We start from the raw sequence: 24,890 nt of genomic DNA, 5'->3' as shown, positions 1-24,890 counted from the left end.
TCACACTGCCATTATTTCAACGATGTGTTGTCTGACACTTTCACTGTATCAGTAACCGTCACTATACCGATATCGTCCGGCAACTCCGTGATCTCATCGAGATTGAGAGCCTCGCTTAGAGATGCGACAGTGTGACGACCTCCAGATACGAGTTCAAGTAGTCTCTGCTCCTTTTCATCCAGACTCTTTTGCCGGATGACTTCCAGAATCCCATCTGAAAACAGAATCAGATGAAACGGTTTGTCCAAAGCAACGTCGTATACTTCCCACTCCGGGGTTTCAAACAGTCCAATCGGAAGGCCGCTGCCTTCGAGAAATGCCGTTTCTCCACCATCAAAAGAGAGCACCGGCATCGGAAAATGTCCGCCCACCGAATACCGTAACTTACGCTCGCTAAGAGAAATGATACCAACAAACATCGTTACGTGTTTTCCGAGACCCGTGTCGAGCAGCTCGGAGTTAATGCGCTGCAAAAACCGATCAGGATAAAGAATGTCATCGGTGGATCCGCGGCGAAGATTTCGCTGTAAACGGTTACTCAGGTTTTTCAGCAGCACAGTGACAAATGCAGAGCTGGCACCGTGGCCAGACACATCGGCAATATAAACCAGCGTTTTGTCTTCACTAAGCGGGAAGTAATCGAGAAAATCACCACTCAGAAAGAGCGAAGGTTTAATCAAGTGATCAACATACAGGCCACCGGTAAACTGCTCTTTCTCGGGCAACATGCGCATCTGGACTTTTCGCCCTGCCCTTTGATCAGCCCGCAGTTCGGCAATACCATTTCGAAGGTCGCGGTTGGCGTCTTCAAGTTCCTGGCGATACAGCTGATTAAGGCGACTCAACCTTACACGGTCGAGTAGTTTGCGAATTACATCGCTCAGGGACTTTTTATCTTTACCAAATGGTTTAAGTACGAAATCCGAGGCCCCTGAACGAAGCGCATCGACGACCTCTTTGCTCGATTCAGTGGCGGAGAATGCAACAATTGGCGTGGGTGATTCGGCTTCTTCCAACTGATCCGCCAAGCTCTCGATCTGAGGAGGCATGAGGTCTGCAAAGATAACATCGGGCATGTTATCTTCAATAACTGCACTTGCCGTGGCCAGATCACGATAGCCAGACACATAAAAGCCCCTGGTTTCAAGGTAGCGCGCAAGTTCAGCGCGAGTCTTCTCGTCTGCATCAATGATCAGGATTCGAATGAGTAGGCGCCCGGTGCGCGAGGTCATGGCTGCTGCCCTAAACTACCAGCGATAAAGGAAAATTGGCGTTTCAAAACCTATTTTGGCACGCCTCTGTGATATAACAAGGCCAGTTTCACGAAACCCGGAGATTCCTGCGAATGAGAAGTGCAGTAAATGACCTGTTGGGCGCTTATGACAAGCTGATTATGGACCCGGTTCACGGCGCGATTCCGTTATACCGTCATGAGGTGCAGGTGATTGACCACCCTCTGTTCCAACGCCTGCGGAACATCTGCCAAAACGACATTCTCAGCCTGGTATTCCCCGGCGCAACACACTCCCGGTTTTTGCACAGTATTGGGGTGATGCACGTTGGCACACGAATGTTCCGCTCCATGATCGACGCCTACCTGCGCGAGCGTCAGCTTAGCAACCAGACAGATCTCAGCTTGAGCCAACTGGACGCCATTGATTACCTGGCAAAAACCATTCGCATGGGGTGCTTGCTTCATGACAGCGGGCACTCAAGCTTCTCGCACCAGTTCACCAAGGCACAGCGGATTCGTGATCTGATGAGCCGCCCAGGTCGCTTTGCCGATCTGTGGGAAGGTGTCGATTATTCCGCCTACCACCGTGCCGAACCAGAGGAACTGGAGCATGAGCACTATTCCGTGCGGGTAGCGCACGATGTGCTCGCAGCGGTAGATATGGAAGGAGCCGGGCTTCATGTCGAAGATGTTATCGGCATTATGGAAACCACCGAGGTGACACCAAGCGAAACCTTCTGCCGCCATGCCAGAACCTTCTGGGGCTTTATCGCAGGAGCAGATGCAGAAGCCGGATCTTTGATCAGCGAGAATATTCCACAGCTGGTGCTTGGCCTGCTCTCATCCATCGTATCCGGGGAAATTGATGCCGATCGCGCGGATTACATGCTCCGCGACGGGTTTCACTCGTCGGTGACCATCGGTGGGTTCAACCTCGACCACCTGCTGAGCAACCTGCGTATTGGATGGGACGAATCAGAACCCTGGCTTGGGCTGGCTATTACTCAGAAAGGTTTGGGGGCGCTGGAAGACTTTGTATACAGCCGCTACCAGATGTACCGCAAGGTATACGCCCACAAAACAGCACTGGGATTTGACTGGCTGCTGCGTGAGGCCATCAACGAAGTTCTGGAGGATGCAGAGAGCTTTGAGTGGGTTGATACCTGCCTTAGCAACATGCGGTACTTTGCAGAACTCACTGACAACTTCTTTTGGGAGGCTTTCCGGAAGGTTGCCCGCCAGCGCCCCGACAGTTTTTCCTTCTGCATCGTCAACCGGGTAAAGCTGAACCACCTGGATACCCGGGAAGATCTGTCAGCCAGTGGCATTGCCAGCCACAGCGCCTGGCTGGCCGAAGCTATGGAATTGAATCCTGCCCACGTGGTTACTTGCTCCATGCGGGCTCGTTTTTCCAACATTCAGGATAACTTCAATGGTATAAAGGTGCTGGTGCGGGACCCGGTGAACCGCACCCGCTCGCTGAAAAAGATCACCGATGTCAGTGCCTTTTTCAGCAAGTTCAGCGACGGAACCATTACCCACTTTTACACCCGCCCAGACTCCACCGTAGATGCCGCAAAAGGGATCACCGGCTAACTGGCTTTGCCGAGCAGGCAGATACCAAACTAGAGGCGCTGTCGAAAGCGCCTTCAACCCTGCCCCCACTGAGCCAGTCGCCTGCAAGGCCAATGCCCTGCTCCTCAAACCAAAGGTGGCCGGGGCTTGCGCCGCCTTCTGAGCGAGCATACAGCCAGCGATGAGCGACTGAATCGGTCACTTTGGCATCCGATCCTGTCAGTCCCCGGAAGGCTGCGGTTAAATCTGCTGTTACCTGCTCCAGCGTTGCATCGACATTCTGTTTCGTCCAGTCAGCGTTTGCATGCAACACCCACCACACGCCTTTGTCATTCAGATCTGCGTTTTCACGCCCAGGTTTGCTGGAGTTATTGGCCACCCAGTAAAGAGCGTTGTGATCACACCGCATGCCAACGTGGCGCGGCCATGGATTCTCCTCAAACCTGGCGGCCACAGCCCAGCAAGGTAAAACTCGGCTCACTGCATCATCAAGCTGCGCAGCCAGTTCCGGCAAATCACTCTGCGCCAGCAAATCTCTGGCCTGGGCCGGCGGAGCAGTGATAATAACCTGATCGAATTGGCCCACCTGCTCTCCACCGGTATCCGAAAGTAACCACCCATCGTTGTTGTGAACAAGTTGTTCAATCCGGGTTTCTGCCACCACATTTACATGGGCCCCCAGCGCACGGGAAATAGCAGTCATTCTCGGTGTACCCACATAGCGGGGTTCGTCAGGAAATGCTTGCCACTGGCCTTGCTTGTCCTGAAACCCCAGGTGGCCAGTCCACGTATTAAAGCTATCGTTACCGGCAAACTCAGTCAGAAATGGCAGGAAATCCGGATTTCGGGCGGTGAAGTATTGAGCGCCAACATCTGCGGATCCGCCAGCAACCCGTTTTGCTGCGAGCCTGCCACCAGGGCCCCGGCTTTTTTCAAAAACTGTCACGTCGTGACCCTGCTGTTTCAGTTTGATGGCGGCAGTTAAACCCGCAAGGCCTGAACCAACTATCGCGATACGGCGTATATCATTTTCACAAATCGTCTCATTAAACATGGTTTAGGGTGCATCCAATGACTGTGGTCAGAGCGTACAAACCAGCAAGCGACAGGGCCCGGGCTTTCCGAACGCCTCGCTATACAGGTTCCATTCAGAGCAAAAGGGCAATCAGGGTATGACCCGAGTGCAAAACTTTTTCATAAATATTCAAAGATGGTTCGATACCGACGCCGGTTTGGATCACATAGATGCTACCTCCCGCGCCTTTAACATTGTGCGGGTCATACCGTTTCTGGCCTTGCACCTGGCCTGTTTGCTGGCCTTCTACACGGGTGTAAGCGGGTTCGCGGCCGGCTTCTCTTTGGTGTTTTTCTGGCTGAGAATGTTTGCCATTACCGGATTCTATCATCGGTACTTTGCGCACAAGACCTTTAAAACAAGCCGCATTGCTCAATTTGCTTTTGGCGTACTCGGCGCCAGTGCCGCTCAGCGGGGGCCACTTTGGTGGGCAGCCCACCACCGTCACCACCACCAGCATTCTGACCGGGAACAAGACCTGCACTCCCCTCACCAAGGCGGGTTCTGGTGGGCCCACATGGGGTGGTTTACCTGTGATGCAGGTTTTATTACCGATGAAAAACGCATACGCGACTGGCTAAAATTCCCGGAACTCAAGCTTCTGAACCGTTTTGATGCTCTGGTACCAGCAGCTTCCGCCGTATTGATATACGGCTTGGGTGAGGCGCTGGCAGCCTGGGCGCCAGGGCTTGGCACTAACGGCCTGCAAATGCTGGTCTGGGGATTTTTCATATCAACGGTGGCGCTGTTTCACGCAACCGTTTCAATTAACTCGCTCTCCCATGTGTGGGGCAAGCGTCGGTTTGAGACTGCCGACGATAGCCGAAATAATTTTTGGTTAGCACTACTGACGCTGGGCGAAGGCTGGCATAACAATCACCACCGGTGGCCGCAGTCTGTACGCCAGGGCTTCCGCTGGTACGAAATAGACATCACCTGGTATGGGCTTTGGGCTCTTTCGAAATTAGGCATCATCTGGGATTTGAATCCGATCCCCATACATATTCAGGAAGAAACCCGTCAGCGTGACGAACTCAGGAAGGTGCAGAAATGAAAATCGAAGTTGGCTGTGCCAATCCGGCCATGCCCGCGACGCTGGAAGCGTTCAGGGTCCTGTTCAACCAGCTGGACAAGGGCAATCTGAACACGTTGCCTGCTGTGTACAGCGAGGACATCCGCTTCCAGGACCCGCTCGGCGCTGTTGAAGGTCTTGATGCGCTGACTCACTACCTTGCAGGTTCATACTCCAACGTAATCTCGTGCCAATTTGTATTCGAAGACGCCTTGGTGCAGGACAGCTCAGCCACTATCCCGTGGGTAATGCATTTGCGCCACAAGCGCATTTGCGGGGGCAGAGAGATACAGGTAGCAGGCATCAGCCATGTGGCAGTTAAAGGCGGGAAGGTCTGTTATCACCGAGACTACTTTGATGCCGGGCAACTGCTCTACGAAAACCTGCCGGTGATCGGACGGGTTATTCGCTGGGTGAAGGGGTACGCAGGATGAGTGAGCGTCTTAAAACCGTATCCAACATCTGGATTACCGGCGCCAGTTCAGGGATTGGCGAGTCATTAACCCAGGCCCTCGCGCGTGGCGGACATCGCTTAATCGTTACCGGGCGCCGAGCTGAGCCTCTGGCGCAACTGCAAACACTTGCAGCAGGGAAAATCACTCCGGCAGTGGCGGACACAACCCGCAAAGAGGATCTACAAGCGCTGGCGCCAGTACTGGAATCCTTTGGCGATCTGAACATGGCTATCCTCAACGCGGGTACCTGTGAATACCTTGATGTTGCCGACTACAACAGCGATGTGATTACCCAGAATGTTGAAACCAATGTCATCGGCACTGCACGCTGCGTTGACATCGCCTTACCTGCACTTCGCCGTACTCGTGCCAAAGGTTTATCAGCCACCCTGGTTATTGTGGGCTCTTCTGCCTGGTGGTTTCCATTCGCTCGTGCTGAAGGCTATGGCGCATCCAAGGCGGCATTAGCGTACTTCGCCCAGAGCCTGCGTGCGGATCTGGCAGCAGAGGGCATTGATGTGGTCCTGGTATCACCAGGGTTTGTAAAAACGCCTCTGACTGACCGCAACGATTTCCCGATGCCATTTCTCGTCACTGCCGAAGATGCCGCAGAACGGATTGTGAGTGGTCTTGCCAAGGGCCATAACGAAATCGCGTTCCCAAAGCGTTTTACGTGGATTCTTAAATGCTTGGGCGCCCTGCCGCAGTCACTGATCGACCGAATGGCAGCCTCCATGGCCCGAAAAAGTTCCAGCGAACAGGAAAACAATCGATGAATAACGAACGTCAGCGTATTGCTGTGATTGGCGCCGGAGTGTCTGGCCTCACGGCTGCTTGGCTTCTGGCAGAAAAACACGATGTGGAAATCTTTGAAGCCGGTGATTACGCAGGTGGGCACACCAACACCGAATATGTGGAGGCAGATGGGCGAGTCTGGCCTGTGAACACCGGCTTTATTGTGTTCAACGACTGGACCTATCCGAATTTCATGCGCCTGATGGAACGCCTGGGTGTGCCTTCGGAAGTCAGCGACATGAGTTTCAGTGTGGACAGCAGCTCCACAGGCCTGCAATACAATGGCACCAGTTTGAATACGCTGTTCGCCCAACGTAAAAACCTGCTTAACTTACGATTCCTGAATATGGTTCGTGAGATTCTCAGGTTTAACAAGGAAACCCGGGCCGATATGGTGGCTGGAAAGATCGAAAACACCGAAACTCTGGGCGCCTACCTCAACCGGAATGGCTATTCCCGGTACTTCCGGAACTACTACATTGTGCCTATGGGAGCAGCCATCTGGTCGGCGCCGGAGATTGTGCTGGAGCAGTTCCCGATCCGCTTCTTCCTGCAATTCTTCAATAACCACGGCATGCTGTCAGTTGACGACCGTCCTACCTGGAGGGTTATTTCCGGCGGTTCTGCCCAATACGTCAAGGCAATGATGGATCGGCTTGGAGGTTGCATTCGCCTGAATACGCCCGTAGACGCTGTCAGCCGAAGTGAAAGCGGCGTTTCGGTGAGCGCTCAAGGCCAATCCCATGAGTTCGATCAAGTTATATTTGCCTGCCATAGCGATCAGGCCCTGGAGATGCTAACCGACCCCAGCGAACAGGAGCGGGATATTCTGGGCGCCATTCCCTATCAGAAAAACGATGTTGTTCTGCATACCGACAGCAGCGTACTCCCAAACAACCAAAGAGCCTGGGCCGCCTGGAACTACTACATCCCAAAGCACAGTTCGGAGCCGGTTTCGGTTACCTACAACATGAATATCCTGCAAAATTTCGATCAGGCGCCGGAAATTTTCTGTGTCACCCTGAACCGCAGTAAAGACATTGCTCCGGATAAGGTGATCAAGCGCTTCAACTATGCCCATCCTGTATTTACGCTGGATGCCGTTCAGGCGCAGGAGCGCTACACAGAGATTGGCAACCAAAACCGTACCCATTATTGCGGCGCATACTGGTTTAACGGGTTCCATGAAGATGGCGTGCGCAGTGCCCTGCGGGTAACAGGTGATTTTGGAATGGAGCTCTGACTATGGCCAGCCAATGGTTACAAGGCTCAATCCGCCACCGACGTCTGTATCCGGTTCGGCACGAGTTTGAATACCACACAGGCATGCTGGCTTTGGACACGGATGAGTGGCATCAGGTTACCCAGGTGAGCCCCTTCTTTTCACTTGAACGCTTCAATTGGATGTCCCTGAAACGTAAAGATTACTTCCGGCCAGAGGCCGGCGATCTTTCAGCAGCTGTGCGGGATCAGGTGAAAACTGCAACAGACTGGTTTCCTGATGGTGTAGTGGAACTGATTACCCACCCCCGCTATGCGGGCTATATCTTTAACCCTGTGAGTTTTTACTTCTGTTATCGCGCTGGCGAAAACGGTGCCAACGGCGATGTTCCTGCTGTGATCATGGCACAAATAACCAATACGCCCTGGCATGAGCGCCATGTGTATTGCCTGGAAACTATTGGCAGCGAAGCAAATGCAGCCGGATGGCGCACAGAGCAGTTCGGGTTCTCCAAACGTTTTCATGTATCGCCCTTCAACGCCATGGCGCAACACTACGAATGGACATTCAGCTTTCGCGGGCCAGAGCTGAGAGTCCACATGAACGTTCTGGAAGAAGGCAATAAACATTTTGATGCCACCCTGGTAGTCCAGAGAGCCCCTCTCACTCGTAAAACCCTCCATAAAAGTCTGCGCCAGTTCCCGGTGGAAGCATTCAAGGTTGCGGCCGGTATTTACTGGCACGCGCTGAAGCTGAAATTCAAGGGTGCGCCCTTCTACACGCACCCGGACAAACTCGCTGACAGTGACCCCGCCCACAGGCTGGGAGGCACAGATCAGGGGGTCGATGTGACCAGCACAGGCGACTCAAACAAGACTCGAGGAAAGGTAAGCTCATGGAGAACATGAACACTTCGGCCAATATTATCGCCAACTCTCAAGGCAACGCGTCACTGGTTAGCCGGATAGCGCGCAACCTGGTTATCCAACAGCTAAAGCAATTGGGAGCAGGTACCCTCACCATTCGTCAATCCGGCATGGACGACCTGGTGTTTGGCGATGGCAACTCTGAACACCCACCCGCAGAGCTGATTGTTCACCACCAAAGCACATGGCGTGACCTGCTGACTGGCGGCAGTGTTGGTGCGGCAGAAGCCTATGTGGCTGGAGACTGGTCTTCACCGGATCTTGTTGCCCTGCTCCGGTTTTTTACCCGAAATATAGACCGGATGAACGAGTTTGAAGACAAGTTCAGTTGGGTCACCAAGCCTGCACTGAAGAGCTTGCACTGGCTGAACCGCAATACAAAAGACGGCTCCAGAAAGAACATCAGCGCCCATTATGATCTGGGCAACGATCTGTTCGAAATCTTCCTCGATCCCACCATGATGTATTCCTCTGCGATTTACCCCAGCGCTGACTCGACACTGGAAGAAGCTGCCGTTCATAAGCTGGACACCATCTGTAAGAAACTGGACTTACAGCCCGGCGACCGGGTGATCGAGATAGGCACCGGCTGGGGAGGCTTTGCCATCCATGCTGCCAAACACTACGGATGCCACGTAACCACCACCACGATTTCCAAAGAACAGCTGGAACTGGCACAAGAGCGAGTACGCAGCGAGGGCCTGGACGACAAAATCACTCTGCTATTCGATGATTATCGCGATCTGGCAGGTCAGTTCGACAAGCTGGTTTCCATCGAGATGATCGAGGCCGTAGGGCCGCAGTTTCTCGACAGCTATTTCAGCCAGATTAACGCATTGTTGAAGCCAGATGGGCTGGCCCTGGTTCAGGCCATTAACATGCCGGAGCAACGTTACCAGCGCGCCCTGAATAACGTGGATTTTATCCAGCGGTTTATCTTCCCCGGGAGTTTTATTCCTTCCTTCGGTGCCATTCTGGAATCGGTGCGCAATCAGTCAAATCTTGTTCTGACCCACTCAGAAGATACCGGCTTTCATTATGCTCGCACGCTCCGGGACTGGTGCGAACGCTTTATGGCCAGCCGTGAAACCCTTGAGTCTATGGGCTATGACCAAGCCTTCCGCAAGCTCTGGCACTTCTATTTCGCCTACTGCGAAGCAGGGTTCAGCGAGCGGGCTATCGGGGTATCACAGTTGGTTTTCGCCAAACCCGGCAACAAGCGCCGGAACATACTGAGTGTATGATTACGTCAGAAACGGCCCGTAACACATTGAACTTCATACTCTTTCAGATTGGGTGGTTTGCCCCCGTTGCAGGTCCATTCGCCTATTGGCCTGCAAGCAAACTGGGAGATGTTTCCCTGCCTGATCTGCCGCTCTCCCTGGCCGCCTTGGCATTACGTTGGCTTTTGGTGTTTCCGCTGTTGTTGTTTGCCCGAAAGTCACTCTACCCGGAGCTGACGTAGATGAACCGGGGCTTTGGATGTATACCTGCTGCATTTGTTCTGGCCGCCTCGGCGGGACAGGTGTACGCCGATGTGTTTGAGTTTACTGGCGTAGCTGCATCCAGCGCGGGAAAAGCGCCTCGATTACCGCGCATCTGCGTTGCGCCCAACAGTGAACTACACACAACCAGAGTTTCAGGAGTCGCTTGATATCAACTACCCAGATTCGGACTCTGCAGCGGTCGTATGGAACCCGCCCAAGGGCCAACCCGAGCGTCACAGCGTGAAGGTTTCGAACGATCTGGTAGTAGATGCGGGCCTCACCAACGTGCGCAAGAACGCCGACCAAAACTACACCGCAACCATTCATTATGCCGTGAGCAACTACCCGGAATGTGACCTCACGCCCTGAAACTGCCGTCTCTGTGGACGCAGCTCAACGGTGTCAATGTGGTAAACTCCTGCAGCAACCAACGCCGGAGAGTTTTTAGCCATGATGTTTGTGTCTTTTAACGTCAACAGTATACGTACCCGCCTGCACCAGCTTGAAGCGCTGATTGAAAGCCATAACCCGGATTTCATCGGGCTTCAGGAAACCAAGGTAAGAGATGAAGAGTTCCCGGTTGAGGCCATTCGCGAACTGGGCTACCACGTGCATTTCCACGGCCAGAAAACACACTACGGTGTTGCGCTGCTATCCCGTATGGAGCCAGACCAGGTTCTTAAAGGCTACCCCGGAGATGATGAAGACGCCCAGCGACGCATGATTACCGGCCAGTTCACCATCAACGGGAAAAAGCTCACTGTCCTCAACGGTTATTTCCCCCAAGGCGAAAGCCGCGCCCACCCGGTGAAGTTCCCCGCCAAAGAAAAGTTTTATGCGGATTTGATGGCCTACCTCGACGAGCTTAACGATCGGGACGGCCACGTGGTGATCATGGGAGACATGAATATCTCCCCTACCGATAAAGACATCGGCATTGGCCCGGACAACGCTAAACGGTGGCTGCGCACCGGCAAATGCTCGTTCCTCCCGGAAGAACGGGAATGGCTAGGCCAGGTTGAAGCCCGCGGCTACACCGACGTGTTTCGCCACCTATACCCTGATGAAGCACAAACCTTCAGTTGGTTTGATTACCGCAGCAAAGGGTTTGATCGGGAACCCAAGCGGGGCTTGCGCATCGACCTGATCATGGCCAGCGACGGCCTGTTAACGAAAGCGAAGGAAGCTGGCGTATCTTACGAGTTCCGCGGCATGGAGCGGCCATCCGATCACTGCCCGGTGTGGGCTACATTTGAACTCTGATACCTGGCCAGGGCCGATATGACAAAAATTAAAACCCGGGACAGAATACTCAACACCAGCCTGTCGTTATTCAACAGTTTGGGTGAGCCCAACGTCACGACGTTACTGATCTCGGATGAGCTGGATATCAGCCCTGGCAACTTGTATTACCACTTCAAGAGTAAGGGCGACATTGTAGAGGAGCTGTTCTCTGCATTTGAGTCCGAAGTGCTGGATTTGCTGAGTGTTCCTGAAGATGTGGATATCAGCCTTGATCAACAGAGTTTCTTCTTGCACATGTTATTTGAAGCTGTAGCAAGGTACCGGTTCCTGTACCAGGATCTGGTAAATGTACTATCCCGCTACGAACGCCTGCAGTTGCGGTTCAAACGGATACTTAAAAAGAAGACCGGGGCTTTCCGTAGCATCTGCGAAAGCCTGCGAAACCAGAACATGATGAGAATTGCAGACGATGATCTGGGCTCGCTGTGTGAGCAGCTCACCCTGACTGCCTGTTATTGGAGTGCGTACGACACACTATCCCACCTTGATGACCGGGAATTGGTAGACCCCGGTCGTGGCGTATATCAGATGATGCACCTGATGCTGCCCTATTTCGCTCCCGATGTTCAGGAGCATGCGAAACTGATCAGCCTAGGCTACCTGATGTAAGGCGCCTTTACTCTTCTTCGTCTGCGCGATTCTCGCCACGTAGCATCGAGAGTTCCGCTTCCAGTGCTTCAATCCTGTGTTCCAGGGCCGCTATATCCTCCCTGCGATGAATGCCAAGCCTACGCAATGCGCCCGACACGCGCTCATCAAAAAGATGTTCAAGCCTATCCCAAGTGCCTGTTGCTCGCTCACGAACACCCTCAACCCGATCTTCCACGGAGCGAATTTGTTTCTCCACCGCTCCCCGGGTTTTATTCTCCAACTGTTCGCCTTCCTGAACAAGGCGCTCAAAGAAGCGGCCTGTGTCCTCCTCAGCTTTTGTATAGGCTCCAAGGCCAGCCAGCCAGATCTGCCGTGCTGAGTCCTTTATTTTTGCAGCCAGTTGCGGATCATTTTCCGGGCTTTTGTCGTTCTCATCAGACATGTAACAACCTCTGGGAAGGGATAATTCACTCAAAGCCCATTATATTACAGCTGGCAGGCAATTTCAGTCGGGCTGAAAGCCCCATTGCAGCAGGGCTCAGTATAACAGCGGGGTTTATATGCAAAAATGTTCCCACGCAAAGCGGCTGCCAGCTTGAAGTGTTCAAAATATAGGCAATACTTGCTTATACCGGAGTCCTCGATGACGCCGGTTTGTCTGGAAGCCTTTCATGGATACTACTCGCACGCCTCTGCCCGGCATTCCCGCCGGGCTTTTTTTTGGTATGATTGATCGTGGTTATAAGCTTATTCCATTATGTACCACGATAGCTGCTTGCATCATAAGCAACTGGTATACCTTTACTGAAGTGACGCGTTACAGGAGTTACTGAATGATTGACATCGCCTGGAGTAGTTTCACTCCCTGGTCGGCACTAATTGGTGGCGTATTGGTAGGTCTCGCCGCTGCAAGCTTTCTACTGCTAAACGGCCGGATTGCCGGAATCAGTGGCATTCTCGGAGGGTTGCTCTCTCCATCTTCCGGCGACATCAACTGGCGAATTGCATTTCTCGCCGGAATCATCGGTGCACCGGTTATCTGGATGCTCGTCGCGGAGTTGCCACCCATTGAGATAGAGGCTGGATACCCTGCCCTTATAATTGCGGGTCTCCTTGTGGGCATTGGTACGCGATATGGGTCCGGCTGCACAAGCGGCCACGGCGTTTGCGGACTATCGCGGCTGTCGCCCAGATCATTCGTTGCAACTGTGAGCTTCATGTTCGCCGGGTTTGTGACTGTTTATATTATCCGACACGTACTGGGAGTGTAATTTCATGAAATCTGCTTTGGCCTCTTTATTTGCAGGCTTGCTGTTTGGCTTTGGTCTAATCGTATCTGGTATGGCAAACCCGGAAAAAGTATTGGGCTTTCTTGATATTACAGACCTCTGGGATCCATCTCTTGCGTTCGTCATGGGTGGAGCGGTTCTGGTCGGGCTTTTTGCATTTGCCATTGCACGCAAAAGAACCTTGTCGTTCCTTGGCTTCAGCATGAAGGTGCCGGCACACACTCACATAGATAAACGCCTGATCATCGGCGGCCTGATGTTCGGTGCTGGTTGGGGTATTGCCGGTTTCTGCCCGGGGCCTGGGCTTGTGGGTTTGGGTGCGGGTGAGATCAAAGCTGTTGTATTTGTAGCATCCATGATTGCTGGGATGGGGATATTCGAGATGGCTGAGCGCATGAGATCCGGCCCTTCATTCTGACAGGCGCCATCACCTATGAGATGATAACCTCGCTCTTTTATTGAATCCGGAGACTACCCCCCATGGATATCCGAAAGATTGATGACACGATTTCTGTGTCTCCCCAGATCACATATGGAGATGTGGCAGAAGCCGCCAGACTTGGCTTCAAAACCCTGGTTGCAAACCGTCCCGACCAGGAAGAATTTGGCCAGCCTGCTATGGCGGATATTGAGGCAGCGGCATTGGAAAACGGCATGACCTGGGTGTACATGCCTGTCGCATCGGGGAATGTAACAGATGCCGATGTTGATCGTTTTGGCGCCATGATCCAGGATTCCGACAAGCCCGTATTAGCTTTCTGCAGAAGCGGGACCCGCTGCACGGTCCTTTGGGCACTTAATGCGGCCCGCAGCACTAACGCCGAGGAAGTTTTCACCAAGGCTCGGGGCGCCGGTTACGACATCAGCGGCTTGGCCCCTCGCATGGCGCAGCAAGCTCGCAGCCAGTAAATATTACCTCGTTCTTTACGATCAACGCTCAGGATCCACCTCCCCATGCAATACATAGGTTCAGAGAACCTCCGGCACAACCAACCGGAACGGATTGGTGTGCTGGTAACCAACCTGGGCACACCTGATGCCCCAACACCCTCAGCCTTAAGACGATATCTGGGTGAGTTTCTTTCTGACCCCAGAGTAGTTGAACTGCCTCGCCCCCTTTGGTGGCTGATATTGCACGGAGTTATCCTTCGCATACGCCCCAAGCGCAGCGCTGCGGCTTATGCCAGTGTATGGCAACCTGAGGGCTCGCCCCTGCTGATTCATACGGCCAAGCAAGCTGAAGGTGTTCAGGAGGTTCTGAGGAAGAAATACGGCAATGACGTGGTTGTAGGCTTTGCCATGCGCTACGGCAACCCTTCTATTCCAAGAGTACTTGATGAAATGCAACAGCAGGGTGTCAGGAAACTGATAGTCCTGCCACTTTACCCGCAGTATTCCGCTTCTACATCGGCCTCGACGTTCGACGCCATTGCCAAAGATTTCTCGAAGCGCCGCTGGTTACCGGATCTACGCTTTATTTCACACTACCCGGATTACCCGCCCTACATTGAGGCAATGGCACGCCATATTGAGAGCCACTGGGCAGAGAAAGGCCGAAACCAGAAACTGATACTCTCCTATCACGGAGTGCCCCTTAAATATCTCACCAAAGGCGATCCTTACCACTGCGAGTGCCACAAAACCTCAAGACTGCTTGCAGAACGGCTTGGCCTGGCGAAAGACGACTATATGACCACCTTCCAGTCGCGATTTGGCAGAGAGGAGTGGCTGAAGCCCTATACCGACGAGACGCTGAAAGCGCTGCCCGGTCAGGGAATCAAATCGATAGATGTGTTTTGCCCAGGCTTTTCTTCTGATTGCCTGGAGACCATTGAAGAAATCGATGAAGAAAACCGCGGGTACTTTATGGAGGCAGGCGGCGAAGGCTTCAGCTACATCACTGCGCTGAATGCGACACCCGGGCACATTGAGGCCCTGGTGCAACTGATTGAAGAAAACCTGAAAGGCTGGGACTTGCCAGACAATCAACCTGAAACGCTGGCTGCTCGTAACCAGCATGCAGATGATCAAAAAAACGCGATCTGTCCCGGCCGCGGCCTCTGAAACAACGGCTCAGTGGCGTTCATCAAGCCCGCTGCTGAGCCGCACCTCTATTTGTCGGTTTGGTCTTCAGACTTCTGCGCCGGGCCAGACAGATCCGGCATGGCCTCACAAAACGTACATTCATCGATATCTACGCCAGCTCCACCCGCCTCAACATAGCGCACCCGGTGGCTGGATTGGCCGCGGTTCGTGGATACAGAAAATTTACGATCGCGGCGATCAGCAACGTCGGTGTTTTTCACGGTATCGGATTTATCGTCAGGCATAACTATCTCCCGGTTGGCGGCACATTAAATGCAAAGCTGGGCATAGAGGGATAGATGGGGGTTGATCTGCCAAGTTTAAAGTCTTAGAGGCAAACTGAGGTTTTATTTGGCGATTACGGGGGGTGCTGCTGGGAGGTTAGCTCTTTGATTCTATGGAAAAAATGGCGGTGGGCCAGGGATTCGAACCCCGGGAAGGCTACAAACCTTCGGCGGTTTTCAAGACCGCTGCATTCGGCCACTCTGCCAGCCCACCGTTTTTCCATTGCTGCCTAGCGACAGCGGTGTGCATGATACCGGAATTGTCTGTGCTGTCAACGCCCTGCACAAAACTCCATGCAAATTTCAACATTAACTGCATTTAATGGAATCTAAGGACGACTTTCGTGTCGTAAATGATTGAAAGTTGAGAATTCGACATTATGATGGAGTGTAATTCCAGGTGATTGGCGTCTATCAGGCTTTGCGCCTGACGCCCTTAGCCAACCAAGTTGCATTTAACCGGAGATCAGAATGCAAAACAGACAGTTCAATGCTCAGCAGAACCGCAATGGCATGATTGCCCGTGGGTCCGCGACTGCACCAATGAGTGCATCAGCTACCAAGGTTTTGCGTAACACTTACACCCTGCTGGCAATGACGCTGGTATTCAGTGCTGTCATGGCGAGCGTATCCATGTCCATTGGCTTGAGTCAGGGCGCGAGCCTTGTATGCAGCCTGGGCGCACTCGCTCTGATCTGGTTTGTTCTCCCGCGTACCGCGAACAGTTCTGCCGGCATTGCCGTAGTATTTGCTTTCACGGGCCTGCTAGGACTGTCCCTTGGACCAATCCTGTTCTACTACCTGCAGTTCCCAAATGGTGGTGAGATCATCATGCAAGCCCTCGGTGGCACCGGCCTGGTGTTTTTCGCCCTGTCCGGCTACGTGCTGACCACCAAGAAAGACTTCAGCTTCATGCGCGGCATGCTCGTTGCCGGTCTGGTTGTGGTGCTGGTTGCAGCATTGGGAGCCATGGTTGCATCCATGTTCGGAGTTGAAGTATCTGCATTCAGCCTGGCCCTGAGCGCAGCGATCGTATTCCTGATGTCTGGCTTCATCCTGTACGACACCAGCCGTATCGTTAACGGTGGTGAAACCAACTACATCATGGCTACCACGGGCCTGTACCTGAACATCTACAACCTGTTCGTGAGCCTGCTACACCTCATTGGTGCCTTCTCCAACGACTGATCAAACAGCCCGGAGTACTCCAGGCGTTTCGTAGTTTGCAAAAACCCCGGCCTTTGCCGGGGTTTTTGCTATTGGTACACTGGCCCCACATCAGGCGAGAACCGCACCCATGGCTACCATATCTCTTCAAAACTACACACTGGTCATCACCGGAGCCCCCTACTCTTCTCAAGCGCCCCAAACAGCTCTGTCGTTTGCCAAGGCAGCGATAGCAGCGGGCCACACGGTAGACAGAGTGTTTCTTTATGGCGAGGGCGTTCACCTTGCGTCCTCGCTCTCTGCGCCTCCCTCAGACGAACACCACTGGGCAGACCAATGGTCACGATTTCTGAGTGATAACGCCATATCTGGCGTCGCCTGTATTGCCTCTGCCTTACGACGTGGCCTGGTAAATGACTCAGAGCAAAAGCGTTACGAGTTACCTGCCAACAACATCCGGGAGCCATTCATTATTGCCGGGCTTGGCGAGTGGGTAGAGGGCAGCATGGCGTCTTCACGGGTACTCTATTTCCATGGCGGAGACTGACATGGGCACACTAATAGTGATCGACCAGCCTCCTTACGGCACATGGGCGGGACGCGAAGCTCTCGACATGGCATTTTCCCTTGCAGCATTCGACCAACCGGTTGCACTGCTGTTTACAGGCTCCGGTGTTAACTGGCTGCGAAAGTCTCAGGAAACTAAGGGGATTGGGCAAAAATCCGTAGAAAAAAACCTGTCGGCCGCGTTGATTTTTGGTGTTGAAGCTCTATATGCAGATGCAACAGCCTGTGCCCGTTATGGACTTGTCCAGGACAACATGGTGACGGGAGTCGCCATGGCTGAAAACAGTGCTGAGGTAATACGCCAACACTCACACATCGCCTTTGCAGGTTAACTCAAAGACAGGCCCGGAACCCGTTATGACCGAGATTGACACTCTTCACATTCTGAACAAGGCGCCCGAGCACCCGCGTTCGGCGGAGTGCCTACGTGCTGTAGAGCCCGGGGATGTCCTGCTTCTGATTGAAAGCGCGGTGCTGACACTTGCGACCTGTCGCGATCTGCAAGCGGGCATCACAATTTATGCACTGGCACCAGACGTGCTAGCGCGCGGCATTGCCCACAGCGCTGCGGAAGCTTCCCTTGTGGATTTCCCTGCCATGGTTGAACTGACCGCACGGGCACAGAAAGTAATAAGTTGGTAACCCATGACAAAAGCAAAAACACCTGAGAGAAACAATGAAGGGTTTCTCGAAAACTCAAGCGACTGGTCGCCCGAAATCGCCGCTATCATTGCGGCAGAAGATCAAATAGATCTCAGTGAAAAACACTGGGAAATCATAGGGCTTCTGCGGGAGTTTTATAATAAACATGAAATGTCGCCACCCTCAAATCGACTGTTTGTGAGATCAGTGAAAGAGGCTTTGGGTGAGGACAAAGGTAACAGCATATATCTTATGCAGCTTTTTCCTGGCGCCCCTGCCAAAACAGCTTGCCGGATAGCTGGCCTGCCCCGGCCGACAAATTGCCTCTAGGGCTTGTGCCGTTCCAGGTCTGCTGCGCTGCCAAGAAAACTGCTGAGTCCGTTCTCAAAGATACCGGAACCAAACTTCAGGAACTGTCGTGTAGACTCCTTAACGGTGCCTTCCCAGGCGTTTTCAGGTAACTCCCTCAGCGTTTCAGCAACACCCAGCTTTACGCCTTGGGCCACACGTGGCTCAATTTCGTCAGTCATAGCGACAATCTCTGCCACCTTTCGATCAAGATAAGGTCGAATCACTAGCAGCCAAAAGCTCAAAAGTACTGAAAGAACCGCAGAGGCGGTAACAACAAACTGTGCGACCAACATTGCCCAGGCAGGCATGATGCTCTCCTTTGAATCAATATGAAGTGGCTAAAGCGCGTATTGAATCAGCGCCATAAACTGTATGGTTCCCGCGACCGCACCAAATATGCCGCCAACAAACATCAGCTGTAGCTCCTCCTCGCGGAATGCCGGGCGGAGTATGTCCTGAAATTCTGCAGGCTGAAGTGCCTTCATTTGCCCAGCCAGGACTCTGGCTACAACGGGTGCCCGCTCCTTGTTAAAAGCAGGGTTGCTGAAGACATCCTGGGTTGCATGAAGGGCTTGCTGGTTCATCGCCTTTTTCAAATCGGTATAGCCGCTCATCCCAACCGTTACTTGAGCTGAAAGCTTCATCAACAAGGAATTGTCCATCAGTGGCCGCAGATGCTTTTGTATGATTGCACGGGTGCGATCGCCCCGACAGCCGTTTATCATCGCATCCGCAACCTTCTCGACCGTTATCAGCTCTTCTGCTACCAGCTTTGCCCATATGTCGCTGATTTCAGGCTGGCGCCGCAGAAACAGCCCCTGAATTTTCCAGAACAAAAAACGACGAGGTTTCAGGGGCGCAAAAATCAGATTAATCGCAAGCCAGTTGGTGACAAAGCCGATTGCAAACCCGCCAACGGGCAGCAGCCAGGGTTCAGGATAGATTGACCAGACCGGAGCAAGAACACACCCAAGGATACCGCCGATAACGGCGCCACGATTAATGACGGATCTGAGTTCAACCGCGCCAGCCTGCTTAAATATGCGATTCATCAGATCAGGGTGCTGCTTGAGCTCTCTGCTTAGCAACGCTTTGAGATCAACCAACTCATCGAGATCATCGCCAAAATCCTCAACCAGGCCTTCTATGCGTGCCGGCAGTTGCTCCCGCGCCCACTGATAAATCCGCCGGCGCAAAAACATCGGCAAGTTATCCCAAAGCACCGGCTGAATCTCATACATCATTTCATCAATGTACTCATCAAGCCTTGGCGTTACCTGTGAAAGAACCTGCTCAACAATCTTTTGAGGCTCCAACTTTTGATAGACGGCATTCAGATCACCAAATTGCCGAAGTGTTCGATCTATACAGATATGGGCCATTTTCTCGGCTTTGCGAGGAATAACGCCTTGCCAACCGATCACACCAACGCCTAAGAACTGAACCGGGTAAAAAGACATTTGTATAGCAAGCCAGTTGGTAAACCAGCCTACCAAGGCAGCCACTATGGGCACGGAAACAAACGCAGCATCAAACAAGCGGAACCCCGGTTTTCAAATACAGGCAATTAACCTGCAGGCGTTATCATTAGTGAACGGACGGGCGATTAGGTGTCGCCTCGGATTGTAGAACGAATGATGCGATAGCCAGCATTATGTGACATTGGCCGAGAAGCCATTGTTATACAGCAACTGTGGCAGCGAAATGATAAAGATATGTCGAATTAAACAGTAGAAGAAATAAAAGTGTAGCTGGAAGGAAATGCATCATGCGCCCGGGATACCTGCGAAGCGTGCAGCAGATATCCCGGTATTTGAAGCGAGATCACCCTAACAGTGGCAGCCAGAATCCAAGCCTGCGGGCACTATTTATTGGTAGTATGCGTTCTCGGTCTTCGTATGATCCGTTACGTCACGAACCGCTGTAATTTCTGGCACTCTATCCTTGAGCGTGGTTTCTACACCCTGCTTGAGGGTAAGGCTAACTGCAGAACAACCTTGGCAGCCGCCACCAAACCGCAACACTGCGACAGAGCCATCCACAATCTCTACCAGTGACACATCACCGCCATGGGCTGCCAGGTTCGGATTAATTTCCGACGCCAGAACGTAGTTCACTCTATCTGGCAAGGGCGCATTTTCATCAACGTTGGGAACCTTGGCATTTGGCGCTTTGATCGTTAGCTGGCCGCCCATCTGATCCTTGGAATAGTCTACAAAGGCTTCTTCAAGGAAGGGTACAGAGTTGTGATCGAGATACAGCGTGAACTTTTCAAGATCTACTTGCTCATCCGTCGGTACAATCTCGTTGGGTGGGCAATAAGCCAAGCAGGTTTCAGCATTTTTAGTGCCCGGCTGGGTTACGAAAATTCGTACGCCCATGCCTTCCACATCCTGCTTTTCGATAAGTTGTGCAAGATAATCCCGTGCGGGATCTGTCACAGTAACCAATGCCATGTTATCAACCCGTTGGTAAGTTTAGATTCATTTTAAGGGAGTTCGTGGCAACATGAAAGACCAACCAAATTAGTTGGTCTTTCCCAGGGTAGTGACTTTCCCTTACCATATGGTTTGCACACGAACTTGATGCAAGTAAAGAATAACTGGGTGCGGAGCTACGACTGTCGCCAGCATTTTTGCTATGATCCCGCGCCATTGGACCAAACACGCCGTTAATGACGACATCCGGAATACTGACTATGACCGATCGCAATACTCGCCTGGAACAACTTCACAAAGCCCTGCAAGAGCGCATTGTGATTCTCGACGGCGGCATGGGAACCATGATCCAGAACCTGCAACTGGACGAGAAAGCGTTCCGGGGCGACCGGTTTGCCGATTACGATCGTGAAGTAAAGGGTAACAACGACCTGCTCAACATTACCCAGCCTGCCCTGTTGCGTAATATACACGCTGATTATCTGGATGCGGGCGCGGATATTATTGAAACCAATACCTTCAACTCAACTCGCGTGTCTCAGTCGGACTACGGCCTTGAAGAGATATCCAAAGAGCTGAACGTAGCGGCCGCCAAGCTGGCCAGGCAAGTCGCGGACGAGTATACCGCCAAAGATCCCTCCAAGCCGAGATTTGTGGCAGGCGCGGTTGGCCCTACGTCGCGCACAGCCTCTTTATCGCCAGACGTGAACAACCCTGGGTTCCGCAACACGGATTTCCAGAGCCTGGTAGATAACTACTACGAATCGGTCGAAGGCTTGGTTGAAGGCGGTTGTGACATCATCCTGATTGAAACCATATTCGATACGCTTAATGCGAAAGCCGCTATTTACGCTACTCAGCAATATTTTGAAGACAGTGGCATAGAACTGCCGATCATGATTTCCGGAACCATTACCGACGCTTCTGGCCGCACCCTGTCCGGCCAAACTACCGAAGCGTTCTGGAACTCCGTGGCCCATTCTCGGCCGATCTCGGTGGGATTAAACTGCGCACTGGGCGCAGAGGCCCTGCGCCCGTATGTAGAGGAACTGTCGGGCAAAGCCACAACCTATGTTAGCGCACACCCGAATGCCGGCCTGCCCAACGAATTCGGTGAGTATGACGAGACACCGGAAGAAATGGCCGAAATCATCGAGGGTTTTGCTCGCGATGGCTTCCTTAACATTGTTGGTGGCTGCTGTGGTTCCCGCCCTGAGCATATCGAAGCCGTGGCCAAAGCCGTAGCCAAGTACCCTCCCCGCAAGATTCCGAAACGCCCGGAAGTACTTCGTCTTTCTGGCCTGGAACCTTTCACGGGTGACGAAAACACCCTTTTCATCAACGTAGGTGAGCGCACCAACGTTACTGGCTCGAAGCGCTTTCTGCGCCTGATCAAAGAAGAGCAGTATGAGGAAGCACTGAGCGTTGCGCGGGATCAAGTTGAAACCGGCGCGCAGATTATCGATATCAACATGGATGAGGGCATGCTGGACTCCAAAGAGGTGATGGTCACCTTTTTGAACCTCATTGCCTCTGAGCCGGATATCTCACGCGTTCCCATCATGCTTGATTCGTCGAAATGGGAAGTTATCGAAGCCGGGCTACGTTGTATTCAGGGTAAGGCGGTCGTTAACTCAATCAGCCTCAAAGAAGGCGAAGAGGCCTTCGTCAAGCACGCAAAGATCTGCATGCGATACGGCGCGGCCGTCGTGGTTATGGCCTTCGACGAAGAAGGACAAGCGGACACCTTTGAGCGTAAAACCGAAATTTGTAAACGCTCTTATGACGTTCTGGTCGGCATTGGCTTCAATCCGGGGGACATTATTTTCGACCCGAACGTGTTTGCCATCGCGACGGGTATTGAAGAACATAACAACTACGCAGTGGATTACATAAACGCCTGTCGCTGGATTCGGAAGAACCTGCCCCACGCATCTATTTCAGGTGGTGTGAGCAACGTGTCCTTCTCTTTCCGCGGGAACGATGTGGTGCGTGAAGCGATCCACTCCGTGTTTCTTTACCATGCCATCAAAGCCGGCATGAACATGGGTATCGTAAACCCCGGGCAGCTGGTTATTTACGATGAGATTGAGCCAGAACTAAAAGAACTGGTAGAAGATGTTGTGCTCAATCGTCGCGAAGACGCCACAGATCGCTTGCTCGAGATTGCCGAGCGCTTTAAGGGTAAAGGCGGCAAAACGCAGGAAGAAGATCTCGCTTGGCGCGAATGGCCGGTCATCAAGCGGCTAGAGCATTCACTGGTAAAAGGTATTACCAACTTCATTATCGAAGATACAGAAGAATGCCGTCTGCAGGCAGAGCGCCCGATTCACGTAATCGAAGGCCCACTGATGGACGGCATGAACGTTGTTGGCGACCTGTTCGGCGACGGTAAAATGTTCCTGCCTCAGGTGGTTAAAAGTGCCCGCGTTATGAAACAGGCGGTTGCCCACCTTATCCCCTTTATTGAAGCAGAGAAGTCCGAAGACCAGCAGGCTAAAGGCAAAATCCTGATGGCCACGGTTAAGGGCGATGTTCACGATATAGGCAAGAACATTGTTGGCGTAGTGCTGCAGTGCAACAACTACGAAGTGATTGACCTTGGGGTTATGGTGCCCAGCGATAAAATTCTGGCGGCGGCCAAAGAGCACAATGTCGACATCATCGGCTTGAGTGGCCTTATCACACCGTCACTGGATGAAATGGTGCATGTTGCCCGTGAGATGCAGCGCCTGGATTTCCATCTGCCATTGATGATTGGCGGTGCCACCACATCCAAGGCACATACGGCCGTTAAAATTGAGCCCCACTATAAAAACGACATTGCCCTTTACGTGTCTGACGCCTCTCGCTGCGTGAACGTTGCTTCACAACTGCTCAGCAAAACCGCCAAGCCTAAGCTGGTTAGCGATGCACGTGAGGAATACGACATGATCCGCGAGCGCCGCAAGCAGCGCGGTGATCGTACCAAGCTCGTCAGCCTGAAAGAAGCGCGGGCACGCGCTCCGGAAATCAACTTTGATAACTACGTTCCACCCAAACCGACCTTTACTGGAATACGTCGGTTCGAAGCGTACGACCTGAAGGAACTTGAGCCTTACATCGACTGGACGCCTTTCTTTATCTCTTGGGATATAGCTGGGAAATACCCACAGGTATTCGACGACCCCAAGCGTGGCGAGGCCGCTCGTAGCCTGTTTGACGACGCTCAGGTAATTCTTCGCAAAATGGTTGATGAAAAGCGCGTAAGTGCTTCTGGTGTAATTGGTTTCTGGCCAGCACATCGCCGTGGCGATGATGTAGTGGTATACACAGACGAAAGCCGTACTGAAGAGCTAACCACCCTGCACCACTTACGCCAGCAGGATGATAAAGCCCCGAATAAGTCAATGATGGCGCTGTCAGATTTTGTTGCAGAAGAAGGTTCTGAGCATTGCGACTATGTTGGTGGCTTTGCAGTAACCACCGGTATCGGCGCCGAAGAAATGTCGCTGGAGTACAAAAACGCCAACGACGACTACAACGCGATCATGGTCAAAGCCCTCGCCGACCGCTTGGCCGAGGCCTTTGCAGAACGCATGCATGAGCGGGTACGCAAAGAGTTCTGGGCATACAACAGCGATGAGCAGCTGGCCAATGAAGATTTGATCAAAGAACGGTACCACGGTATCCGTCCGGCGCCGGGCTACCCTGCCTGCCCCGACCACACAGAGAAGGCGACTCTGTTCAAGCTACTCGATGCCACTGCCCAAACCGGTATCGAGATTACAGAAAGCTTTGCGATGTTCCCAACGGCTGCGGTGTCGGGTTGGTACTTCTCGCACCCTGAATCGAAGTTTTTCTCGGTAGGTAAAATTGGCGTAGATCAGGTTGAAGACTATGCTGAGCGTAAAGGTCTTTCAAAAGCGGAAGCAGAGCGCTGGTTAGCACCAAGCCTTGCGTACGACCCAGCGGAGTAAAGCCCAGAGTCGCACCCAATCAGGATGAGTTTTTATGGCGGACACGGCAGGCATGAAAAAAAACAAAAGCGAAAAGCCTCAAGGGCCTGGTGTTTTGAAGATAATACAAACTGTGGCTGCCGGCGCACTGGGTGTTCAGTCCAGTAAGCGCCGGGAAGAAGATTTCGGCAGCCACAGCCCATGGCCCTATGTGATTGGCGCCCTTCTGTTCACGGGCCTCTTCATTGGTACCCTCATTGTGGTTGTGCAGGTTGTTCTGTCTGGCCGGTAGTCAAGCCCTTACTGGCCAGACACCCACAACACCGCGAATGCGACAACAAGTGCGATAATTACCACTGCAGCTATAGCGTCGATATTGCTGTCTGATTGCA

The 24,890-nt window shown here is 52.8% G+C and carries 29 protein-coding genes and 1 tRNA gene; 22 read left to right on the top strand and 8 right to left on the bottom strand.

Features of this window, described 5'->3' with window-relative positions; translation table 11 throughout:
• Positions 1–11: 11 nt before the first annotated feature.
• Complete coding sequence (locus tag AADB16_RS11000; RefSeq protein ID WP_309043462.1) at positions 12–1,232, bottom strand: PP2C family protein-serine/threonine phosphatase; 1,221 nt, start codon at positions 1,230–1,232, stop codon at positions 12–14.
• A 113-nt stretch (positions 1,233–1,345) separates the two neighbouring features.
• Between AADB16_RS11000 and AADB16_RS10995 the strand changes: the two genes are divergently transcribed.
• On the top strand, positions 1,346–2,830 hold the full coding sequence (locus AADB16_RS10995) for an HD domain-containing protein (RefSeq protein WP_410803258.1): 1,485 nt from the start codon (positions 1,346–1,348) through the stop codon (positions 2,828–2,830).
• Here the strand turns inward: AADB16_RS10995 and AADB16_RS10990 are convergent.
• A complete protein-coding gene (locus tag AADB16_RS10990; RefSeq protein ID WP_410803256.1) occupies positions 2,820–3,863 on the bottom strand; it encodes an NAD(P)/FAD-dependent oxidoreductase in 1,044 nt (347 codons plus the stop codon). The genes AADB16_RS10995 and AADB16_RS10990 overlap by 11 nt on opposite strands.
• A gap of 118 nt (positions 3,864–3,981) precedes the next feature.
• Between AADB16_RS10990 and AADB16_RS10985 the strand changes: the two genes are divergently transcribed.
• The 10 genes from AADB16_RS10985 (at position 3,982) to AADB16_RS10940 (ending at position 11,755) form a co-directional block, all read left to right on the top strand.
• The gene (locus AADB16_RS10985; RefSeq protein ID WP_410803254.1) at positions 3,982–4,938 is read left to right on the top strand and encodes an acyl-CoA desaturase; all 957 of its coding nucleotides are present in this window, start codon (positions 3,982–3,984) and stop codon (positions 4,936–4,938) included.
• The gene (locus AADB16_RS10980) at positions 4,935–5,390 is read left to right on the top strand and encodes a nuclear transport factor 2 family protein (RefSeq protein WP_410803252.1); all 456 of its coding nucleotides are present in this window, start codon (positions 4,935–4,937) and stop codon (positions 5,388–5,390) included. The genes AADB16_RS10985 and AADB16_RS10980 overlap by 4 nt, the downstream gene beginning before the upstream one ends.
• On the top strand, positions 5,387–6,187 hold the full coding sequence (locus AADB16_RS10975; protein ID WP_410803250.1) for an SDR family NAD(P)-dependent oxidoreductase: 801 nt from the start codon (positions 5,387–5,389) through the stop codon (positions 6,185–6,187). Before AADB16_RS10980 ends, AADB16_RS10975 begins: the two co-directional genes overlap by 4 nt.
• Positions 6,184–7,449, top strand: coding sequence for an NAD(P)/FAD-dependent oxidoreductase (locus AADB16_RS10970; RefSeq protein ID WP_410803248.1), 1,266 nt, complete (start codon positions 6,184–6,186; stop codon positions 7,447–7,449). Before AADB16_RS10975 ends, AADB16_RS10970 begins: the two co-directional genes overlap by 4 nt.
• A gap of 2 nt (positions 7,450–7,451) precedes the next feature.
• Entirely contained in the window at positions 7,452–8,336 is an 885-nt protein-coding gene (locus AADB16_RS10965) for a DUF1365 domain-containing protein (RefSeq protein ID WP_410803246.1), read from the top strand.
• Positions 8,324–9,598 carry a class I SAM-dependent methyltransferase gene (locus tag AADB16_RS10960; RefSeq protein WP_410803244.1) on the top strand — a complete coding sequence of 425 codons (1,275 nt, stop codon included), beginning with the start codon at positions 8,324–8,326 and terminating at the stop codon, positions 9,596–9,598. Before AADB16_RS10965 ends, AADB16_RS10960 begins: the two co-directional genes overlap by 13 nt.
• Entirely contained in the window at positions 9,595–9,819 is a 225-nt protein-coding gene (locus AADB16_RS10955) for a hypothetical protein (protein WP_410803242.1), read from the top strand. Before AADB16_RS10960 ends, AADB16_RS10955 begins: the two co-directional genes overlap by 4 nt.
• Before the next feature lie 151 nt (positions 9,820–9,970).
• Positions 9,971–10,210: a hypothetical protein gene (locus AADB16_RS10950; RefSeq protein ID WP_410803240.1), complete on the top strand. Its 240-nt coding sequence runs from the start codon at positions 9,971–9,973 to the stop codon at positions 10,208–10,210.
• Positions 10,211–10,291: 81 nt separating this feature from the next.
• Complete coding sequence (gene xthA / locus AADB16_RS10945) at positions 10,292–11,104, top strand: exodeoxyribonuclease III (protein ID WP_309043451.1); 813 nt, start codon at positions 10,292–10,294, stop codon at positions 11,102–11,104.
• An 18-nt stretch (positions 11,105–11,122) separates the two neighbouring features.
• Positions 11,123–11,755 (top strand): TetR/AcrR family transcriptional regulator, encoded by a 633-nt coding sequence (locus AADB16_RS10940; RefSeq protein ID WP_410803238.1) that lies wholly within the window; start codon positions 11,123–11,125, stop codon positions 11,753–11,755.
• Between the two features lie 7 nt (positions 11,756–11,762).
• Here the strand turns inward: AADB16_RS10940 and AADB16_RS10935 are convergent, their stop codons facing one another.
• Positions 11,763–12,179: a phasin family protein gene (locus AADB16_RS10935; RefSeq protein WP_410803236.1), complete on the bottom strand. Its 417-nt coding sequence runs from the start codon at positions 12,177–12,179 to the stop codon at positions 11,763–11,765.
• Positions 12,180–12,570: 391 nt separating this feature from the next.
• On the opposite strand from AADB16_RS10935, the gene AADB16_RS10930 reads away from it, so the two are divergent.
• From AADB16_RS10930 to hemH, 4 genes are all read left to right on the top strand, one after another.
• Positions 12,571–13,008, top strand: a complete 438-nt coding sequence (locus AADB16_RS10930) for a YeeE/YedE family protein (RefSeq protein WP_410803234.1) — start codon at positions 12,571–12,573, stop codon at positions 13,006–13,008.
• 4 nt (positions 13,009–13,012) lie between these two features.
• Positions 13,013–13,444, top strand: a complete 432-nt coding sequence (locus tag AADB16_RS10925; RefSeq protein WP_410803232.1) for a DUF6691 family protein — start codon at positions 13,013–13,015, stop codon at positions 13,442–13,444.
• Positions 13,445–13,506: 62 nt separating this feature from the next.
• Entirely contained in the window at positions 13,507–13,935 is a 429-nt protein-coding gene (locus AADB16_RS10920; RefSeq protein WP_309043446.1) for a TIGR01244 family sulfur transferase, read from the top strand.
• 45 nt (positions 13,936–13,980) lie between these two features.
• Entirely contained in the window at positions 13,981–15,090 is a 1,110-nt protein-coding gene (gene hemH / locus AADB16_RS10915; protein WP_410803229.1) for a ferrochelatase, read from the top strand.
• 47 nt (positions 15,091–15,137) lie between these two features.
• Here the strand turns inward: hemH and AADB16_RS10910 are convergent, their stop codons facing one another.
• Both AADB16_RS10910 and AADB16_RS10905 read right to left on the bottom strand, forming a co-directional pair.
• A complete protein-coding gene (locus AADB16_RS10910; RefSeq protein WP_309043444.1) occupies positions 15,138–15,356 on the bottom strand; it encodes a hypothetical protein in 219 nt (72 codons plus the stop codon).
• Positions 15,357–15,518: 162 nt separating this feature from the next.
• Positions 15,519–15,609 (bottom strand) — tRNA-Ser (locus tag AADB16_RS10905).
• Between the two features lie 257 nt (positions 15,610–15,866).
• On the opposite strand from AADB16_RS10905, the gene AADB16_RS10900 reads away from it, so the two are divergent.
• From AADB16_RS10900 to AADB16_RS10880, 5 genes are all read left to right on the top strand, one after another.
• Positions 15,867–16,583: a Bax inhibitor-1/YccA family protein gene (locus AADB16_RS10900; RefSeq protein WP_353962117.1), complete on the top strand. Its 717-nt coding sequence runs from the start codon at positions 15,867–15,869 to the stop codon at positions 16,581–16,583.
• Positions 16,584–16,692: 109 nt separating this feature from the next.
• Positions 16,693–17,109 (top strand): sulfurtransferase complex subunit TusD, encoded by a 417-nt coding sequence (gene tusD, locus AADB16_RS10895; protein ID WP_410803226.1) that lies wholly within the window; start codon positions 16,693–16,695, stop codon positions 17,107–17,109.
• Between the two features lies 1 nt (position 17,110).
• A complete protein-coding gene (locus tag AADB16_RS10890; RefSeq protein ID WP_410803224.1) occupies positions 17,111–17,461 on the top strand; it encodes a DsrE family protein in 351 nt (116 codons plus the stop codon).
• Between the two features lie 25 nt (positions 17,462–17,486).
• Positions 17,487–17,771 carry a sulfurtransferase complex subunit TusB gene (gene tusB / locus AADB16_RS10885; protein WP_410803222.1) on the top strand — a complete coding sequence of 95 codons (285 nt, stop codon included), beginning with the start codon at positions 17,487–17,489 and terminating at the stop codon, positions 17,769–17,771.
• A gap of 3 nt (positions 17,772–17,774) precedes the next feature.
• On the top strand, positions 17,775–18,101 hold the full coding sequence (locus tag AADB16_RS10880) for a TusE/DsrC/DsvC family sulfur relay protein (protein ID WP_410803220.1): 327 nt from the start codon (positions 17,775–17,777) through the stop codon (positions 18,099–18,101).
• Here AADB16_RS10880 and AADB16_RS10875 read toward each other — a convergent pair.
• The 3 genes from AADB16_RS10875 to nfuA all read right to left on the bottom strand — a co-directional run bounded on the left by AADB16_RS10875 (position 18,098) and on the right by nfuA (position 20,578).
• Complete coding sequence (locus tag AADB16_RS10875) at positions 18,098–18,430, bottom strand: hypothetical protein (RefSeq protein WP_410803218.1); 333 nt, start codon at positions 18,428–18,430, stop codon at positions 18,098–18,100. The genes AADB16_RS10880 and AADB16_RS10875 overlap by 4 nt on opposite strands.
• Positions 18,431–18,460: 30 nt before the next feature.
• A complete protein-coding gene (locus AADB16_RS10870) occupies positions 18,461–19,660 on the bottom strand; it encodes a DUF445 domain-containing protein (protein WP_410803216.1) in 1,200 nt (399 codons plus the stop codon).
• A 330-nt stretch (positions 19,661–19,990) separates the two neighbouring features.
• On the bottom strand, positions 19,991–20,578 hold the full coding sequence (gene nfuA / locus AADB16_RS10865) for a Fe-S biogenesis protein NfuA (protein ID WP_309043437.1): 588 nt from the start codon (positions 20,576–20,578) through the stop codon (positions 19,991–19,993).
• Between the two features lie 242 nt (positions 20,579–20,820).
• On the opposite strand from nfuA, the gene metH reads away from it, so the two are divergent.
• A complete protein-coding gene (gene metH, locus AADB16_RS10860) occupies positions 20,821–24,519 on the top strand; it encodes a methionine synthase (protein WP_410803213.1) in 3,699 nt (1,232 codons plus the stop codon).
• Positions 24,520–24,571: 52 nt separating this feature from the next.
• Positions 24,572–24,790 carry a DUF2970 domain-containing protein gene (locus tag AADB16_RS10855; RefSeq protein WP_410803211.1) on the top strand — a complete coding sequence of 73 codons (219 nt, stop codon included), beginning with the start codon at positions 24,572–24,574 and terminating at the stop codon, positions 24,788–24,790.
• The last annotated feature ends 100 nt before the right edge of the window (positions 24,791–24,890 follow it).

Source organism: Marinobacter sp. KMM 10035, assembly GCF_046537445.1.
In the GTDB taxonomy this organism is placed as follows: Bacteria; Pseudomonadota; Gammaproteobacteria; order Pseudomonadales; family Oleiphilaceae; genus Marinobacter; species Marinobacter sediminicola.
Note: the sequence above shows the minus strand (reverse complement) of the source record. Positions and strands in the feature narration are given on the sequence as shown.